This is a genomic window from Saccharothrix sp. NPDC042600, from assembly GCF_040647305.1.
Classification (GTDB): domain Bacteria; phylum Actinomycetota; class Actinomycetes; order Mycobacteriales; family Pseudonocardiaceae; genus Actinosynnema; species Actinosynnema mutabilis.
On record NZ_JBEZBW010000096.1, the window covers coordinates 13667 to 31263 of the forward strand.

The 17597-nt window shown below is 72.7% G+C and carries 15 protein-coding genes and 1 pseudogene; 11 read left to right on the forward strand and 5 right to left on the reverse strand.

Features of this window, described 5'->3' with window-relative positions; translation table 11 throughout:
* Window positions 1-321: 321 nt before the first annotated feature.
* Window positions 322-2187 (forward strand): ABC transporter ATP-binding protein, encoded by a 1866-nt coding sequence (locus tag AB0A74_RS34855; RefSeq protein WP_358256317.1) that lies wholly within the window; start codon window positions 322-324, stop codon window positions 2185-2187.
* 13 nt (window positions 2188-2200) lie between these two features.
* On the opposite strand, the gene AB0A74_RS34860 is transcribed toward AB0A74_RS34855, so the two are convergent.
* Together AB0A74_RS34860 and AB0A74_RS34865 are read right to left on the reverse strand one after the other, a co-directional pair.
* Entirely contained in the window at window positions 2201-3778 is a 1578-nt protein-coding gene (locus AB0A74_RS34860; RefSeq protein WP_358256319.1) for a penicillin-binding transpeptidase domain-containing protein, read from the reverse strand.
* Between the two features lie 60 nt (window positions 3779-3838).
* Complete coding sequence (locus tag AB0A74_RS34865; protein ID WP_358256321.1) at window positions 3839-4576, reverse strand: SIS domain-containing protein; 738 nt, start codon at window positions 4574-4576, stop codon at window positions 3839-3841.
* A gap of 110 nt (window positions 4577-4686) precedes the next feature.
* On the opposite strand from AB0A74_RS34865, the gene AB0A74_RS34870 reads away from it, so the two are divergent.
* From AB0A74_RS34870 to AB0A74_RS34880, 3 genes are all read left to right on the forward strand, one after another.
* Window positions 4687-5442, forward strand: a complete 756-nt coding sequence (locus AB0A74_RS34870) for a DeoR/GlpR family DNA-binding transcription regulator (RefSeq protein WP_358256323.1) — start codon at window positions 4687-4689, stop codon at window positions 5440-5442.
* Complete coding sequence (locus AB0A74_RS34875) at window positions 5435-6583, forward strand: MFS transporter (protein WP_358256325.1); 1149 nt, start codon at window positions 5435-5437, stop codon at window positions 6581-6583. The genes AB0A74_RS34870 and AB0A74_RS34875 overlap by 8 nt, the downstream gene beginning before the upstream one ends.
* Window positions 6584-6671: 88 nt before the next feature.
* Entirely contained in the window at window positions 6672-7475 is an 804-nt protein-coding gene (locus AB0A74_RS34880) for a hypothetical protein (RefSeq protein WP_358256327.1), read from the forward strand.
* A 70-nt stretch (window positions 7476-7545) separates the two neighbouring features.
* Here AB0A74_RS34880 and AB0A74_RS34885 read toward each other — a convergent pair whose 3' ends face one another.
* The 3 genes and pseudogenes from AB0A74_RS34885 to AB0A74_RS34895 form a co-directional block, all read right to left on the reverse strand.
* A complete protein-coding gene (locus AB0A74_RS34885; RefSeq protein WP_358256329.1) occupies window positions 7546-8106 on the reverse strand; it encodes a nucleotidyltransferase family protein in 561 nt (186 codons plus the stop codon).
* Between the two features lie 4 nt (window positions 8107-8110).
* A pseudogene (locus AB0A74_RS34890) lies at window positions 8111-8293 on the reverse strand (helix-turn-helix transcriptional regulator); the annotation flags it as partial.
* A 54-nt stretch (window positions 8294-8347) separates the two neighbouring features.
* Complete coding sequence (locus AB0A74_RS34895) at window positions 8348-9172, reverse strand: alpha/beta hydrolase (protein ID WP_343934942.1); 825 nt, start codon at window positions 9170-9172, stop codon at window positions 8348-8350.
* A 55-nt stretch (window positions 9173-9227) separates the two neighbouring features.
* Here AB0A74_RS34895 and AB0A74_RS34900 point away from each other — a divergent pair, with 55 nt between their 5' ends.
* The 7 genes from AB0A74_RS34900 (at window position 9228) to AB0A74_RS34930 (ending at window position 17328) form a co-directional block, all read left to right on the forward strand.
* Window positions 9228-9908 (forward strand): alpha/beta fold hydrolase, encoded by a 681-nt coding sequence (locus AB0A74_RS34900; RefSeq protein ID WP_358256331.1) that lies wholly within the window; start codon window positions 9228-9230, stop codon window positions 9906-9908.
* Window positions 9892-11166: an FAD-dependent oxidoreductase gene (locus AB0A74_RS34905; protein WP_358256333.1), complete on the forward strand. Its 1275-nt coding sequence runs from the start codon at window positions 9892-9894 to the stop codon at window positions 11164-11166. Before AB0A74_RS34900 ends, AB0A74_RS34905 begins: the two co-directional genes overlap by 17 nt.
* The gene (locus tag AB0A74_RS34910) at window positions 11160-11861 is read left to right on the forward strand and encodes a DUF1365 domain-containing protein (protein ID WP_358256343.1); all 702 of its coding nucleotides are present in this window, start codon (window positions 11160-11162) and stop codon (window positions 11859-11861) included. Before AB0A74_RS34905 ends, AB0A74_RS34910 begins: the two co-directional genes overlap by 7 nt.
* On the forward strand, window positions 11858-13087 hold the full coding sequence (locus AB0A74_RS34915; RefSeq protein ID WP_358256335.1) for a cyclopropane-fatty-acyl-phospholipid synthase family protein: 1230 nt from the start codon (window positions 11858-11860) through the stop codon (window positions 13085-13087). The genes AB0A74_RS34910 and AB0A74_RS34915 overlap by 4 nt, the downstream gene beginning before the upstream one ends.
* A gap of 178 nt (window positions 13088-13265) precedes the next feature.
* Window positions 13266-13946 carry an RNA polymerase sigma factor ShbA gene (gene shbA, locus AB0A74_RS34920; protein ID WP_358256337.1) on the forward strand — a complete coding sequence of 227 codons (681 nt, stop codon included), beginning with the start codon at window positions 13266-13268 and terminating at the stop codon, window positions 13944-13946.
* Window positions 13947-13964: 18 nt separating this feature from the next.
* Complete coding sequence (locus AB0A74_RS34925) at window positions 13965-15005, forward strand: PfkB family carbohydrate kinase (protein WP_358256339.1); 1041 nt, start codon at window positions 13965-13967, stop codon at window positions 15003-15005.
* A gap of 205 nt (window positions 15006-15210) precedes the next feature.
* Window positions 15211-17328: a transglycosylase domain-containing protein gene (locus AB0A74_RS34930; protein ID WP_358256341.1), complete on the forward strand. Its 2118-nt coding sequence runs from the start codon at window positions 15211-15213 to the stop codon at window positions 17326-17328.
* Window positions 17329-17597: the final 269 nt, after the last annotated feature.

A 17597-nucleotide genomic window follows, 5' to 3' on the forward strand; every position in this document is an offset into this window, starting at 1 on the left:
CCCACCCGCGCCGCTCGCCGCGCCGCGCTGCTCGTCCACGCCGCTTGCCCGCGCTGCGCCCGCGCTGTGCCGCCGGCGCTGCGCCGCGCCGCTCGCCCGCGCTGTGCCGCCCACCCGCCCGCTGCGCCGCGCCGCTCCTGCTGCACACCCTCGAACATCACCCGATCGGGGACATGCAGGATCCGCGACCTTTCCCCGACTCGCGCGTCCCGTAGAAGGAGGGACGCGGGGGCGGGGGACGGGCGCGGGCTACGCCGACAGCGGACAGCCAGTCCGCCCGCACCGGGAAGCCGTGAGCCGACCTGGGCGTTCACCCCTGTCGTGGATGGCACATGGGGCTTGATGCGCAGTGCGATGGCGGCGTCCGGCACACCGAAGGCGGTGCGGCCGGGGACGTTCAGGCGGGTGGTCGGGTTCGCCGGGCCGCATCGGGCCAAGTTGGGTGTGTTCCTCGCGCTCACGGTCGTGTCGGCGGTGCTCGCGGTGAGCACGCCCGTGCTGGCCGGCCGGGTGGTGGACGCCATCGTGGGCGGCCGGGACGTGTCGGTCGTCGTGTGGCTGGCCGTGGCCATCGCCGGGATCGCGATCGTGGACGCCGCGCTGGGGCTGGTCGAGCGGTGGCAGTCGGCCCGCATCGGGGAGGGGTTGATCTACGACCTGCGGCGGGCCGTGTTCGAGCACGTGCAGCGCATGCCGGTCGCGTTCTTCACCCGCACCCGGACCGGGGCGCTGGTCAGCCGGCTCAACAACGACGTGATCGGCGCGCAGCGGGCGTTCACCTCGACGCTGTCCGGCGTGGTCACCAACGTCATCCAGCTCGGCCTGTCGCTGGGCGTGATGTTCACCCTCTCCTGGCAGGTCACGGCCCTCGCGCTGGTCCTGCTGCCGATCTTCGTGCTGCCCGCCCGCCGCATGGGCAGCCGCATGGCCGACCTGCAGCGCGAGGCGTCCACGCTCAACGCCGGCATGACCACGCAGATGACCGAGCGCTTCTCCGCGCCCGGCGCGACGCTGGTCAAGCTGTTCGGGCGCCCGAACGCCGAGGTGGGCGAGTTCAGCGAACGGGCCGCGCGCGTCCGGGACATCGGGGTGCGCACCGCGATGGCCACCCGCTGGTTCATGACCGGCCTCACGCTGGTCTCCGCCCTCGCCCAGGCCCTCGTCTACGGCCTCGGCGGCTACCTCGCGCTGACCGGCCACCTCGCCGCCGGCACCGTCGTGTCGCTCGCCCTCCTGCTCACCCGCCTCTACACGCCGCTGACCGCGCTGGCCAACGCCCGCGTGGACGTGATGACGGCGCTGGTCAGCTTCGAGCGGGTCTTCGAGGTGCTCGACCTCAAGCCCATGATCGAGGAGAAGCCGCAGCCCCGGAAGCTGCCCGACGGGCCGGTGTCGGTCGAGTTCGAGGACGTCCGCTTCGGCTACCCGGCGGCGGACAAGGTGTCCCTCGCCTCGCTCGAATCGGTGGCCACCCTGGACGGCCGCGGGGGCGAGGAAGTGCTGCACGGCATCAGCTTCCGCGCCGAACCCGGGCAGCTCGTCGCGCTGGTCGGCTCGTCGGGCGCGGGCAAGTCCACGATCGCCTCGCTCGTGCCGCGCCTGTACGACGTGGACGCGGGCGCGGTCCGGCTGTCCGGGGAGGACGTCCGGGACCTCGCGTTCGACGACCTGCGCCGCGCGGTCGGCGTCGTCACCCAGGACGGGCACCTGTTCCACGACACGATCCGCGCCAACCTGTCCTACCCGCGCCCCGACGCCGGCGAGGACGAGCTGTGGGACGCCCTCGACCGCGCCCGGCTCAAGCCGCTGGTGCAGTCCCTGCCCGACGGCCTGGACACGGTCGTCGGGGAACGCGGCTACCGGCTCTCCGGCGGCGAGCGGCAGCGGCTGACCATCGCCCGGCTGCTGCTGGCCCGCCCGCGCGTGGTCATCCTGGACGAGGCCACCGCCCACCTGGACTCCGAGTCCGAGGCGGCGGTCCAGGCCGCGCGGGGCGAGGCGCTGCGCGGCCGGACCGCGCTGGTGATCGCGCACCGGCTGTCCACGATCCGCGCCGCCGACCAGATCCTGGTCGTGGAGGACGGCCGGGTCGTCGAACGCGGCACGCACGCCGAGCTGATCGACGCGGACGGGCGCTACGCCGAGCTGCACCGGACCCAGTTCGACGAAGCGCCCACCGCCGCGTGACCCGACGGGCGGGTCAGATCGCGCCGAGGAACCCGGCGGCGGCGCCGACGGCGACCTTCGAGGTGTCGCCGTCGATGACCACCACCGAGAACGCCAGGTCGCCCCGGTAGCCGATGAACCAGCCGTGCGAGCGCGTGCCGTCGCCGTGCTGGGCCGTGCCGGTCTTGCCGCGCACGTCGCCCAGCCCGGCGAGCTGGGTCGCTGTCCCGCCGGTCACCACGCCGCGCATCATGGTGCGCAGCGCGGAGGCGACGTTGCCGGGCAGCGCCCGGCCGGTGCCGCCGGTCGTCGGGATCTCGCGGATCAGGTTCGGGGTCGGGATGCTGCCCTTCGCCACGGTCGCCGCCGCCAGCGCCATGCCGAACGGCGTCGTCTGCACCTTGCCCTGGCCGATGCCCGCCTCGACCCGCTCGGGGACGGTCCCCGCCGGCGGCACCTTGCCGGTGTTGGTGGTGACGCCGGCGATGGTGAAGTCCGCGTCCAGCCCGAACAGCGACGCCGCGCGGGGCAGGGCGTCGGCGGGCAGGTCGGCCGCGAGCTGGCTGAAGCTGGTGTTGCACGACGCCGCGAACGCCTGCCGCAGCGACACCGTCCCCAGGTCGAACTGGCCGTCGTTGACGATCTGTCGCGTGCCGATGGTCTTCTTGCCCGGGCACTCGACCTCGGTGTCCAGCGACGCGGTGCCCGCCGTGAGCGCCGCCGCCGCGGTGACGATCTTGAACGTCGAGCCGGGCTCGTACCAGCCCTGCATCGCGACCAGGCCGCCGGTGCTGGCGGCGGCGTTCTGCGCCACGGCCACGATCTCGCCCGACGACGGCTCGATCGCCACGATCACCGCGCCCTGCTGCACCTGGTCCACCGCCGCCTGCGCCGCGCGCTGCACCGGCGGGTCCAGCGTCACGGTCAGCGTCTGCTTCGCCTGGGCCTTCTTCTCCTGGACGACGGTGACCGGCACGCCCGCGGGATCGACCAGGGCGACCTGCCAGCCGGGCGTCCCGGTGAGGGTGCCGACCTCCCGCCGCACCGACCCCATCACCTGCGGGGCCAGGTCCGGCGCCACGGGCGCGCCGGTCCGGTCGAGCAGCGCGCCGTCGCCGGAGGTCGGCAGGTAGGCCAGGCTCTGGCCCTCGGCGAGCTGCGGGTGCAGCACGGTCGGCGCCCAGTGCACCCGCCACTTGCCCTCGACCAGTCGCAGCTCGACCTTCGTCCGGTACTTCACCGACGTCTGGTCCGGCAGCGACCACGTCACGTCGAGGTCGGCCTCGGCCGTCGTCGCGGACTCGGCGGGCGGCGGGACGACGCCCAGCCGCCCGTGGAACTCCGTGGCCGTCATGCCCTGGAACGTCTTGAACAGCACCGGTTCCGCCGCCCCGGCCGCGTCGGTGGCCGCCGCCGCGCGGGCGGCGTCCTTGCGCACCAACCAGTTGACGAACTCCTGGGCGGCCGGTCCGGGCTGCGGTCTCACCGTCGGCACCGGCGGGTCGGCGAGCGGACTCGCGTCGGAGGTCAGCACGACCACCCCGGCGACGATCACCGCGACCGCCGTCAACCCGCCCCCGGCCAGCACGAAGCGCTTCGTTCTCTTGTTCACGTTTCCCCCTCTGGACCGGAGGCTATCGCCACCCCGTGGAGGAATCGTGAGTATTCGTACTCATCCCAACTGCGGGATGCGGGACTGGTACTTGCGCAACAGGTCCGAGTTCGCCGCGTCGCCGCCCTCGACGTTCGCGCTGCGCCACAACGGGAGCGCGACGCCGGTCTCGGCGGCCTTGTCGAACAGCCGCACGAGCAGGAGGTTCCACAGGAACGCCGTGGCCACCGTCGACACGGCGGCGATCACCGGGCTGTCGACGGGGTAGGTGGCGTCGCCGGGCGGCACGAGGTTGTCCAGCACGACGGTCGCGTTCTCGGCCAGCGTGGTGCCCGCGCGGCGCGGGGCGGCGGCGCTCGCGGCCAGGGAGGTCACCGCGACCACCGGGACGCCGGAGTCGGCGGCGTGCACGGCCAGCTCCACCGGGTACGGGTTCACGCCGGAGGTGGAGAAGACGAACAGCACGTCGTGCGCCGCCAGGCCCGCCTCCCGCAGCACCTCGGCGGCCAGGCCGGAGCGGCGCTCCGCGGCGGTGCTGCTGATCGCGCCGTGCATGGGCAGCAACTCGGGGTGGTAGACCGGGCGCACGCAGGCCAGGCCGCCCGCGCGGTAGAAGGTCTCGGCGACCGCGGCCAGCGAGTGGCCCGCGCCCGCGGCGAGGATCGTGCCGTCGGCGCGCACGGTGGCCAGGACCAGTTCCGCGACGTCGTCCAGCGCCGCCGCGTTGGCCTGTTCCACGCGGGTCAGGTGGTTGCGCACGACATCGCCGTAGTCGGAGCCGGGCACGGTCTCGGTCATGCGGTCCCTCCAGTGGTCTGAACCATGTGATCGCAAGTCCTACCCGATCCGCGCACCGGCCGCCAGGAGGGGTTTGACGTTCGAACACATCGCATGTTCAGATGAACACCATGGATGTTGCGACGCGTCACGAGTTGATCCTCCAGCGGCTGCGCGGCGGCGAACGGGTCCCCGTCGGCGCGCTCGCGGAGCTGGTCGGCGCGTCGGAGATGACCGTGCGCCGCGACCTGGACGTGCTGGAGCGCGACGGGCTGCTGCGCCGGGTGCGCGGGGCCGCGGTCAGCATGCTGACCGGCGAGGAGACCCCGTACGCGGCGCGGTCGCGGCAGCGGCTGGAGGCCAAGCGGCGCATCGGCGAGGCGGTCGCCGACCTGCTCGACGACGGCGAGACCGTGGTGCTCGACGGCGGCAGCACCACCCTGGAGGTCGCTCGGCGGCTCACCGACCGGCGGCTCACCGTGCTCCCGCTGTCCCTGCACGCCGCGGACGCGCTGCGCGGCGCCGAGAACGTGCGCATGGTCCTGCCCGGTGGCGACATCCGCCCCGGTGAACTGGCGTTCGTCGGCCCCCTGACCGAGTACGCGTTCAAGGTCATGCGGTTCGACACGATGGTGCTCGGCAGTTGCGGCCTCAGCGCGCGCGACGGCGTCTCCGCCCACGACCTGGCCGAGGGCGCGGTGAAGAAGGCCGCCGTGGACGCCTCCGCCCGCATCGTCGCCGCCGTGGACAGCTCCAAGTTCGGGCGCACCGCGTTCGGCCGGGTGTGCGGCGCCGACGAGATCGACGTCCTGGTCACCGACCGGGACGCCCCGCAGGACGAGGTCGAGCGGCTGCGCGAGACCGGCGTGGAGGTCCGCCTTGTCTGACACCGCCCTCGACACCCCGCGCCGCGCACGGGTCGCCACGGCGCTCGTGTTCGCCCTGCACGCGGCCGTCTTCGCCGCGTGGACCCCGCACATCCCGGCGGTCAAGGAGGAGCTGGGCCTCAACGACGGCACCCTCGGCCTGACGCTGCTGGGCGCGCCCGTCGGGTCCGTCGTCGCGATGCTCCTGGTGGGCAACGCGGTCGCCAAGTGGGGCAGCCGGCGGGTCGTCCTGCTGATGTTCCTGGGCTACGGCCTGACCTCGCCGCTGCTGGGCATCGCGTGGACGGCGTGGGCGCTGTTCGTGGCGCTGGCGCTGTGGGGCGCGTTCCAGGGCGCGCTGGACGTGGCGATGAACTCGCAGGGCATCGCCGTGGAGAACGCCTACGGCCGCCCGATCCTGTCCAGCTTCCACGCCTGGTGGAGCTTCGGCGGGTTCGTCGGCGTCGGCCTGGGCGCGGTCGCCATCAGCTTCGGCGTGGACCTGACCGGCCAGATGACCGCCGTGACGGTCCTGGTCGCGCTGGTCGCGTGGCCGTTGTCGCGGGCCATGCTCGGCGACGACCACGCCGTGGACGAGCACAAGCTCGGCCTGCCGTGGCGGGACAAGCGCGTGCTCGTGCTCGGCGCGATCATGTTCGCCGGCCTGCTGTGCGAGGGCGCGGTCGGCGACTGGGCGGCGCTGTACCTCAAGGAGACCGTCGGGGTGTCGGCGGAGGCGGCGGGCTGGGGCTACGCGGTGTTCGCGATGCTGATGTTCGTCGGCCGCGTCATGGGCGACCGCTGGGTGCTGCGCTTCGGACCCGCCCGCGTGGTGGCGTCCCTGGCCGCCGTCGGCGCGGTGGGCCTGGGCGTGGCCCTGGTGGTGGGCCAGTTCGGCGTGGCCTTGGTCGGGTTCGGCCTGTTCGGGCTGGGGCTGGCGTGCATCGTGCCGGTGGCGTTCAGCTCGGCGGCGGCGCAGTCCGACGCCCACGCCGCGCAGGCCATCGCCGGGGTCGCCACGGCCGGCTGGGCGGGCTTCCTGCTGGGCCCGCCGCTGATCGGCCTGCTGGCCCACGCGACGTCGCAGAGCCTGGCCCTGGGCATCCTGCCCGTGCTGTGCCTGGGCGTGGTCCTCAGCGCCCGCGCGCTCAGCCGACGATGACCTGAAAGCGTGCACCTCCCCTCGGCCGGTTGCCCCGGTGGCGCGCCTGTAGGCCACTGGACGCAGGTGTCCGACGAGGGGAGTCGCCGTGGTCGCCACAGTCGTGGTCGCCGTCATCGCGCTGGTGGGCGGGCTGGTGGTCAACTGGCTGCTCAAGAAGCGCCGGGCGGTGGCCACCGGGGAAGCGCTCACCATCCGCGACCTGGCCGGCCCGATGGAGACGCTGGCCGTGCTGCTGCTGGCGTTCGTGCTGGTCGTGGCCGCCGAGTCGTACAGCGCGGCGGAGGAGGCGGTGCGCGTCGAGGCGAACGTGGTGGACAACTTCTTCGAGGTCGCCGAGTTCGCCCCGGCCGGGACCGCCCGCAAGCTCCAGGCGGCCACCGTCTGCTACGCCCGTGCGGTGGTCGCCCAGGAGTGGCCGACCCTGGAACAGGGCGCGGGCACGTCGTCCAAGCCCAGCGTGTGGAGTTCCCATTTCCGCGCGGCTTTCAAGGAGATCGACCCCGACAACGGCCTGTTCGAGACGCTCGTCCAGGCCGACCGCGACCGGTCCGACGCGCGCAACCAACGCGTGGCCCAGTCCAGCCCGGCGATCCCGGACGTCCTCTACTGGTTCATGGTGCTCACGCTGGCGGTCACGGTGATCGCCTTCGCCTTCAACCTGCCCGCGCGGGGCAAGGGCGCGGAGGTGGTCGGCCTGGTCGTCCTGACCACGCTGTTCACCCTGTCGCTGCTGCTGATCCGGGACGTGGACCGGCCCTTCGGCGGCGCCATCGCCGTCTCGTCGGAAGCCATGCGGATCACCGCGGACGACACCGCCGAGGACTTCGCCGAAGCGCACGGCACCGCCGGACTCCCGTGCGACAACGACGGCAACCGCCTCGACGGCTAGCGCGACAGCGGTTCGTCGCAGCCGCCGTCCCTGATGGGGCCGACCACCGAGAACGACACCGTGCCCGGCTCTACGGCATGTCCTCGGGCCGGTCCACGTCACGGCCGTCCGCCACGTCGTCGCACGGCACGGCCGTCGCCCCGTGCGCCTTGAGGTAGTCCCGGGCCCCGGCGTCACCGGTCGCGGAGTCGGACACGCCGCGCCAGTGGTCCCGGCCGATGAGCACCGGGTGGCCCGGCGCGCCGCCGTACACCGCCCGGGCCAGCGCGGACGGGGTGGCCAGGGCGGCGAAACGGCGCACCGCCGCGACCGTGACGCCCGGGGTGTCCACCGGCAGCACGACGACCGCGTCCGTCGAAGCGTCCAAGGCCGCCAGACCGACCCGCAAGGACGACCCCATGCCGGACGCCCAGTCGTCGTTCACGACCACGTCCGCGCCGTCCAGCACGGCCCGCGCGCGCACCTCCTCGGAACGCGCCCCGAGCACCACGACCACCGGCGCGCACCCCGCGTCGCGCAGCACCGCCAAGGTCGAGTCGACCCACAGCGCACCGGCGTGCGACACCAGGGCCTTGGGCCGGCCGAACCTGCGCCCGCCGCCCGCGGCCAGCAACAACCCCGCGACCCGCATGGGGTCACACTAGGGCTTGGTGCCCCTTCAGCTCGGCCCGGCTGGAGACGGCCAGCTTGCGGTACACCCGCGTCAGGTGCTGTTCCACGGTGCTCACGGTGATGTGCAGGCGCATCGCGATAGCCCGGTTGCTGTGGCCACACGCGGCGAGGGTCGCGACCCTGCGCTCCGAGTAGGTCAACTCCGTCATACGCCAGAACACGTGCCACGCCGGGGGCGCGGTTCAACGATCACGGACAAATCACGAAAGATGCTCCAGCAGCAGGGCCGTCAACGCCTCCGGCACCTGCTCGGGCACCCAGTGCGACACGTCCTCCAGCATCTCGAACCGGTACGGGCCCTTGACCCACTTGCCGGTGTCCAGCGCGGCGGTCGAGCCGAACGCCACGTCCTCCGTGCTCCACACGTACATCGTGGGCACCGTGACGTGCTCGATCCGCCCGCCCGGACGGCCCGCGCGGTACCAGTTGAGCGCCGCGGTCAGCGCGCCCGGCTCGGACAGCCGCCGCACGTACTCGTCCACCCGCGACGGCGGCACCTTCCACTCGAACATCCGGCGCAGCGCGTCCGCGTTGTCCGCCAGCATCCGCTTCTCGGTGGTCGAGGAGCGCCACTCGGTCATGTACGCCGAGCGCATGTGCTGGTCCTCGTCGGTCTTCATGGCGTCCGCCAGCGCACGCGGGTGCGGCGTGGACACCGCGGTCAGCGTCCGCAGCCGCTCCGGGTGCTCGTAGGCGGTCCACCACGCCACCGCGCCGCCCCAGTCGTGCCCGACCAGGTCGAACCGGCCGAACCCGAGCGCGTCCGCGACCGCGAGCACGTCCCCGACCAGCGAGTCCACGCCGTACTCCGCGGGCCGCTCGGGCCGCACGCCGGGGGAGTAGCCGCGCTGGTCGAACGCCACCGCCCGGTACCCGTTGCGCCCGAGCACGTGCACCGGGTGCTCCCAGGCCACCGCCGCCTGCGGGAAGCCGTGCAGCAGCAGCACCGGCCGCCCGTCCGCCGGTCCGGCCGCGATCGCGTCGAACACGCCCTCGCCCGTCTCCACCGCAAGCTGTTCGATCACTGTGATCCAGGTCCCATCCGTGATCCGGTCGTGGTCCTCGCCCGAACATTCAACCGTGCCGCCCGCACTCGACGTCCTCGCGCCCGCCGGACCCGTCCGCGCCGCCGTCCTGGTGCTGCACGGCGGCCGTGCCCACGGGTACGGCCGCGTCCACCGCGCCCGGCTCACGTACCTGCGGATGCTGCCGTTCGCCAAGGCGCTGCGCCGTGACGGCGTCGCCGTCCACGTCCTGCGCTACCGCTACCAGGGCTGGAACGCGCCGCACCTGCACCCCGTGGAGGACGCACGGTGGGCGTTGTCGCAAATGCCCGATGTTCCCACGGCTCTCGTGGGCCACTCCATGGGCGGCCGAACCGCACTACGCGTCGCCGACGACCCTCAAGTGGTCGCCGTGTGCGCACTCGCGCCGTGGATCGAGCCCGGTGAACCCATGGCACAGCTCGCCGGACGCTCACTCCTGATCGCTCATGGTGACCGTGAGCGCTACACGGACCCCGCGAAGTCCTATCGGTATGCCGTGCGCGCCCGCGGCGTCACCGAACGCGTGGCGCGCTTCGCCGTGCACGGCGACGGCCACGCCATGCTGCGCCGCGCCGCCGACTGGACCCGTCTGGTCACGGACTACGTCCTCGGCGAACTGAATGTCGAACCGGTCGCCCCTTACATCGCGAACGCCATGTGCTCGTCGGAGGGTCTCGACGTCCCACTAGGAGGAACACGTGGTGGAAACCGGTGAACGGCCGCGCGTGGCGGTCGTCGGCAGCGGGGTGGCCGGGCTGACCGCCGCCTACCTGTTGGCGCGCCGCTACGAGGTGGTGCTGTTCGAACAGGACGACCGGCTCGGCGGTCACGCGCACACCCACGAACTGCCCACCGAGGACGGCGGCACCACCCACGTGGACAGCGGGTTCATCGTCCACAACGAACGCACCTACCCGAACCTGGTCCGCCTGTTCCGCGAACTGGGCGTGTCCACTCAGGACTCCGAGATGTCCATGAGCGTGCGGTGCGACGGGTGCGGCCTGGAATACGCCGGGGCCCGCAAGCTCGCCGGGCTGTTCGCGCAACCGGCCAACCTCGCCCGGCCCGCCTACCTGCGCATGCTCGGCGAGGTGGCCCGGTTCCACCGGCACGCCAAGCGCCTGCTCGCCCTCGGCGACGACCACGACACCACGCTCGGCGCGTTCCTGGCCATCGGCGGCTACTCGCGGTACTTCGTCGACCACTTCGTCCTGCCGCTGGTGTCGGCCGTGTGGTCGGCCGGTCCCGACGTCAGCCGGCGCTACCCCGCGCGGTACCTGTTCGAGTTCCTGGCCAACCACGGGATGCTGTCCGTCGGCGGCTCGCCGCGGTGGAAGACCGTGGTCGGCGGGTCCCGCGCGTACGTCGAGAAGGTCGTGAAGGACCTGACCGCCGTGCACGTGTCCACCCCGATCCGGGCCGTGCGCCGCACCGCCGACGGCGTGGAGCTGCGCGACGACGCCGACCAGCGCCACCGCGCCGACAAGGTCGTCGTCGCCACCCACCCCGACCAGGCCCTGGCGCTGCTCGCCGACCCGACCCCCGACGAACGCGCGGTGCTCGGCGCGTTCCGCTACTCGCGCAACGAGACCTGGCTGCACCACGACGCCCGCGTCCTGCCCGCGTCAGCCGGCGCGAAGGCGTCCTGGAACGTGCGCAAACCCGCCTGCCACGAACGCGGCGGACCCGTCCTGGTCAGCTACCACATGAACCGGCTCATGCGCCTCGCCGAGCCCCTTGACTACGTGGTGACACTGAACGCGACCGATCTGGTCGACCAAGGGTCGGTGATCGCCCGGATGGTGTACGAACACCCCGTCTACACGCCGGAATCCCTTGCGGCCCAACGACGGCTGCCCTCCCTGGACACCGCCGTGACAACCTACGCCGGTGCCTACCACGGGTGGGGTTTCCACGAGGACGGGTGCGCGTCGGGGGTGCGCGCGGCGGGTGTCTTCGGAGCGGCCTGGTGAACCTGTACGAGGTCGAGATCGGCCACGTGCGCCGGGAACGCCTGAACCGCTCGTTCACCCACCGCGCCTACGTGTGGCTGGTGGACCTGGACGCGTTGCCCCGCCTGCCGTTCTGGCTGCGGCCGTTCGCGCGGTTCGAGGCCCGCGACCACCTGGGTTCGCCGGAGCGGTCCATCAAGGAGAACGTGAACGCCTGGCTCGCCTCACGGGGCATCGACCTCACGGGCGGGCGCGTGCTCATGCTGGCCAACGCGCGCCTGTTGGGACATGTGTTCAACCCGCTGTCCCTCTATTGGTGCCACAACGCGTCGGGCGCGCTTGAGTGCGTCATCGCCGAGGTACACAACACTTATGGCCAACGGCACGCGTACTTGGTGCGCCCGGACGGTGCCGGCCGCGCACGGGTCGAGAAGGACTTCTACGTGTCGCCGTTCCTGGAGCTGTCCGGCGAGTACGTGATGCGCCTGCCCGAGCCGGACGAAGAACTCTCCGTGACCATCGCCTTGCGCCAGGGCGGCCACACGCCCTTCAGTGCCACGATGAAGGGGCACAGGCGGCCCGCGACACCGCGGGAGTTGGTCCGGCTGCTGGTCCGCCGACCGTTGGTGACCCACCGGGTGTCCGGGTTGATCCGCCGTCACGGCATCGCGTTGTGGGCGCGACGCGTGCCGATCGTCCCGAGGAGTGGCCGATGAGCACCATCGACGTACCCCGCCCGAACCAGGGCGTGTGGCCCGGACTGCACACCCCGCCCCGCTCGCCGTGGCGGGCCCGCCTCGCCGAGGCCCTGTTCCGCAACGCCGTGCGCGCCCTGCCCGTGCGGGTCGTGCTGCCCGGCGGCGCGCGGCTGGGCGCCGGCGGCCCCGACGCGCCGGTCATGCGCCTGCACCGGCCCGAGGCGTTCTTCCACCGGCTCGGCGTGGACGCCAAGATCGGCTTCGGCGAGGCGTACATGGTCGGCGACTGGACCTCCCACCGCCTGGCCGACCTGCTCACCGCGTTCGCCGCCCGCCTGACCACGCTCATCCCGCCGGAGCTGCAACTGCTGCGCCGCTGGGTCGAGCGCCGCCACCCCGCGTCGGACCGCAACGACGTCACCGGGTCCCGGAGCAACATCCACCGGCACTACGACCTGTCCAACGACCTGTTCGCGGTGTTCCTCGACGAGACCATGACCTACTCGTCGGCCTGGTTCGAGCACCCCGACCAGCCGCTGCTGGACGCCCAGCTGCGCAAGATCGACGGCGTGCTGGACTACGCGGGCGTGCGGTCGGGCTCGAACGTCCTGGAGATCGGCACCGGCTGGGGCGCCCTGGCCGTCCGCGCCGCCCGGCGCGGCGCCACCGTCACCTCGCTGACCCTGTCCGCCGAGCAGAAGGCGCTGGCCGAGCGGCGCGCGGCCGAGGCCGGCGTGGGCGACCGGGTCACCGTGCACCTGCGCGACTACCGCGAGGAGACCGGCCGGTACGACGCCGTGGTCAGCGTGGAGATGATCGAGGCCGTGGGCGGGGAGTACTGGCCGGCCTACTTCTCCATGGTCGACCGGTCACTCGTGCCCGGCGGGCGGTTCGGGCTCCAGGCCATCACCATGCCGCACGACCGGATGCTGGCCAGCGCCGCGAGCTACTCCTGGATCCACAAGTACATCTTCCCCGGCGGCCTCATCCCGTCGGTGCGGGCGATCGAGGAGACCGTGCGCGACCACACCGCGCTGCGCGTCGAGGCCTCCCGCGGGTTCGGCCCGGACTACGCCGAGACGCTGCGGCGGTGGCGCGAGCGGTTCCTGGCCCGGTGGGACGAGGTGGCCGCCCTCGGGTTCGACGACACCTTCCGGCGGATGTGGGAGTTCTACCTGGCGTACTCCGAAGCGGGCTTCCGTGTCGGCTATCTGGGTGTCAGGCAGTTCGCCCTGGTGAAGTAGCGGCGCGCCGCGTTGGGCCGAACGGTTCATTCCATCCCTCGCTCGGGTGCTGTTCCCACCACGTGGACCCCGTTCGTGGTCAGCTTTGGCGAATCCCGTATCAGGGGCCGCCCAGCGTCCTCCTCATCAATGAGCCGGGATGAGCCGGGAGGGAAGACGAGCGTGAGGAGGTCGCCGGATGGTGCAGCACGCATCCGTGCGAGCTGACGTCGAGATCGAGGTCGCCCCCGCGGCGCCCGGCCGCCCCGAGGTCACGCTGCTGGCCGGCGGGGCGCCGGCCCGGCCCGTGCGCTGGACCGCCGAGGCCGAGCTGGCCGACCTGGTCGACGCCGCCCTGGCCGGCGAGCCGCGCGCGGTGGAGCACCTCCTCGCCCGCGTCCAGCCGCTGGTCCTGCGCTACTGCCGCGCCCGCGTGGGCACGCGCGAGCGCACGCTGGTGTCCGCGGAGGACATCGCGCAGGAGGTCTGCCTGGCCGTCGTCTCGGCGCTGGGCAAGTACAAGTACGAGCCCGGGTCGTTCCTGGCGTTCGTGTACGGCATCGCCGCGCACAAGGTCGCCGACGCGCGAAGACGCGCCGTGCGCAGCCGCAGCGAGGTCGTGCCCGAGCTGCCCGACACGCCGGCGCTGGAGGACGGTCCGGAGCAGCGGGCGATGAACGGCGAGATGATCGAGGCGGTCACCCAGCTGCTGCGCAAGCTGCCCGAGCGGCAGCGGGAGATCCTGGTCCTGCGGGTCGCGGTGGGGCTGTCGGCCGAGGAGACCGCGGTGGCCGTCGGCTCGACCCCCGGCGCCGTGCGGGTGGCCCAGCACCGCGCGCTGGCGCGGATGCGGGAGATGTTCGCGGCCGTGGAGGGCTGACCCTGGCATCGTTGGGGGATGACGACCGCCGACGAGCCCGCGTTCGACGTGCTGTTGTCCGGCACGGTGTTCCTGGACATCATCTTCACCGGCCTGCCCCGACCGCCCGCGCCGGGCACCGAGGTGTGGGCCGAGGGCCTGGGCTCGTGCCCGGGCGGCATCGCCAACCTCGCCGTCGCGCTGTCGCGGCTGCAGCTGCGGACGGCGCTGTCCGCCGCGTTCGGGGAGGACGCGTACGGGGACTTCTGCTGGGAGGTGCTGGCGGAGCAGGAGGGCGTGGACCTCTTGTACTGCCGGCGGTTCTACGGGTGGCACACGCCGGTGACCGTGTCCATGGCGATGGACCGCGACCGGTCGATGGTCACCCACGGGCACCGGCCGCCGGTGTCCGCCGACGAGATGCTCGACCCGCCGCCGCGCACGCGGGCCTGCTTCGTGCACATCCAGCCCGAAGAGGAGCAGTGGGTGCGCACGGCGAAGGCCGCGGGGGCGCTGCTGTTCGCCGACATCGGGTGGGACCGGACCGGGGTGTGGGCGCCGGACCTGCTGCGGCGGCTGGACGGGTACGACGTGTTCCTGCCCAACGACGTCGAGGCGATGCGGTACACGCGGACCGGGTCGGCCCTGGACGCGGCGCGTGCGCTGTCCTCCCATGTGCCTGTGGTGGTGGTCACGCGCGGCGGTGGGGGAGCGGTGGCCGTGGACGCCTCGACCGGCGAGGTGGTGGACGTGCCCGGGTTGAACGTGGCGCCGCTGGACTCGACGGGGGCGGGGGACGTGTTCGGCGCCGGGTTCGTGCTGGGGACCCTGGCGGGGTGGCCGCTGGGGGACCGGGTGCGGTTCGCGAACCTGTGCGCGGCGCTGTCGGTGCAGCACTTCGGCGGGTCGCTGTCGGCTCCGGGGTGGGTGGACATCGCGACCTGGTGGCGGACGGTGAACCGGCGGGTGGACGTGGACCCGGACTTGCGCGCGTACGGGTTCCTTGAGGACGTCGTGCCGCACCACGCGGGCGTCGAGGTGCGTCGGGCGAGCGCGACGATCAGGTTGCGCTCCTCTTGACGATCACCCGATCGTGATCTTGCGCGGTTCGAACACCTGTTCGATCATGGGGCCTGTACGGCCGCGAGCCGTGCGGCGCAGGGGGTTTCGCGGTCGCCCGAAAGGGGCAGGAGTAATTTCGGGTCCGCAAGCAACCTGAGGCGGTCGCCGCGCGACTCTATGTCCAGGGGGCTTTTCTTCGAGGGGATCCGGAAGGGGTTGTTCAGTGTTCGCCGCGCGTGCGACGGGTCTGGTGAAGTTGGCGGGGTTGTGCCTCATGGCGGGGGTCCTGGTGGCCGCCCTGCTGTTCCCGGTCGTGGGCGGGCTGGGCCTGGCGTCCAACCGCGCGGCGGACACGGTGGACCAGACCTCGGGTGAGCTGACCAAGGCGGAGCTGCCGCTGGTCACCACCGTGCTCGACATGAACAAGCAGCCGATCGCGTACCTGTACGACCAGTACCGCATCCCGGTGCCGTCCGAGGGCATCGCCGACACCATGAAGGCCGCGATCATCGCGATCGAGGACAAGCGGTTCTTCGAGCACAAGGGCGTCGACTGGCAGGGCATCGCGCGCGCGGCGGCCAAGGCCGGCGTGGAGGGCGAGACCTCGCAGGGCGCGTCCACGCTGACCCAGCAGTACGTCAAGAACTACCTGGCGTTCGTGGTCGGCAAGGGCGAGAAGGAGGCCTACGCGAAGGCCACCGAGGCCACCATCGGCCGCAAGATCAGCGAGGCGCGCATCGCCACGCAGCTAGAGCAGAAGATGACCAAGGACGAGATCCTCACCGGGTACCTCAACATCGTCCCGTTCGGCAACGGCACCTACGGCGTCGGCGCGGCGGCCAAGACCTACTTCGGCACCACGCCCGACAAGCTGACCGTGCCGCAGGCGGCGATGCTGGCGGGCCTGGTCAACGAGCCGAGCCGGCTCAACCCGGGCGCGGCCGTGGAGCCCGCGATCAAGCGGCGCAACACCGTGATCGACAAGATGCGGGAGAACGGGGCGTTCGGCGCGGACCCGAAGGTGGCCGAGGAGAAGGCGGCGGAGTACAAGGCCGAGGGCATCGGCGTGGTGCCGGACCTCAAGCTGCTGCCCAACGGCTGCGTGGGCGCCGGCGACGGCCCCGTGTACGGGTTCTTCTGCCGGTACCTGATCGACTACCTGGAGAAGGCCGGGCTGTCGGTGGACGAGCTCAAGCGCGGCGGCTACACGATCCACACGACGATGGACCCGGTCGCCACCCGCCTGGCCAAGGACGCGGCCGAGGACCAGGTGCCGAAGGACCAGGACGGCATCGCCAACGCGATGGCGATCGTGGAGCCGGGCGCCGAGAAGCACCGCGTCCGGGCGCTGGCGGCCAACCGCGACTTCGGCAACAACGCCGATGCCGGTCAGAGCGCCTACCCGCTGCCGTCCGAGGTGACCAAGTTCGGCACGGGCTCGACGTACAAGGTGTTCACGGCGGCGGCGGCGCTGGAGTCCGGCGTGGCCCGCCTCGACAAGCAGATCGACACCCCGGCCACGTACACGTCCCGGATCTACAAGGGCGACCGCGGCGGGTACACCGTCAAGAACGCGAACACCGGCTACAAGGACAAGATGACGCTGACCGAGGCGCTCGCCACGTCGCCCAACACGGGCTTCGTCATCCTGGAGGAGCAGGTCGGCCTGAACAAGGTGGTCGACATGGCCTCGCGGCTGGGCCTGCGCGAGTCGATGAACGGCGTGACCGCCAAGGGCGAGCCGGTGAAGCCGGGCGAGCAGTCGCAGGGCGAGACGATCAAGGCGGAGAACCGCGGCTCGTTCACCCTGGGCGTCGGCCCGACCAGCATCCTGGAGCTGGCGAACGTGGCGGCGACGATCATGAGCGCCGGCAAGTGGTGCCCGCCGACCCCGGTCGAGGGCGTGACGGACCGCAACGGCCAGCCGGTGGCGCTGAAGGAAGCGCCGTGCGACCAGGCTGTCGCCCCCGAGGTGGCGAACGCGCTGGCGAACGGCCTGGGCGCCGACACCAAGGCCGGCGGCACCGCGTCGGGCGCCGCGGGCCGGGCCGGCTGGGACCGGCCGATGATCGGCAAGACGGGCACCACGGAAGACCACTGGTCGGTGGCCTTCATGGGCGCGACGGCGCACTACGCGGGCGCGGTGATGACCTTCACCGACGGCGTGGCCCCGCAGGTCATCTGCAACACCACCCCGCCGAGGCTGTGCGGCAACGCCCCGGGCACGACAGGCGTCTTCGGCGGTTCGGTGGCGGCCCCGACGTGGTTCAACGCGATGAAGCCCCTCCACGAGGGCAAGGACCCCACGCCGCTCCCCCCGGTGGACCCCCGCTACCGCTAGCAGCCCACCCACCCGCAGTCACCCAGAGCCGTGGCCCCCTCCCGGGAGCCACGGCTCTCCCTTTCCCTCCCCACACCACTCGCGCGGGGCCCGTCCCGCGCTCCGCTCCGCGCCACGCCCTCCGCGCCACGCCCTCCGCCCGCGCCTGGCGCCGCCCGCCCTGCTCCGCGCCGACCCGATTCGCGCTCGGAACGGCCGAACGGGTCGAACCCGAACGCCGCAACCCGCACCCCGCCGAGCCCGGCACTCCGCCGAGTCCGGCACTCCGC

Bases quoted from the DNA above. Each gene is read 5' to 3' on its own strand.
- AB0A74_RS34885 (WP_358256329.1), bottom strand. From the start codon at position 8,106: ATGCGGGTCGCGGGGTTGTTGCTGGCCGCGGGCGGCGGGCGCAGGTTC.
- AB0A74_RS34915 (WP_358256335.1), top strand. From the start codon at position 11,858: ATGAGCACCATCGACGTACCCCGCCCGAACCAGGGCGTGTGGCCCGGA.
- AB0A74_RS34925 (WP_358256339.1), top strand. From the start codon at position 13,965: ATGACGACCGCCGACGAGCCCGCGTTCGACGTGCTGTTGTCCGGCACG.
- shbA (WP_358256337.1), top strand. From the start codon at position 13,266: ATGGTGCAGCACGCATCCGTGCGAGCTGACGTCGAGATCGAGGTCGCC.
- AB0A74_RS34870 (WP_358256323.1), top strand. From the start codon at position 4,687: ATGGATGTTGCGACGCGTCACGAGTTGATCCTCCAGCGGCTGCGCGGC.
- AB0A74_RS34865 (WP_358256321.1), bottom strand. From the start codon at position 4,576: ATGACCGAGACCGTGCCCGGCTCCGACTACGGCGATGTCGTGCGCAAC.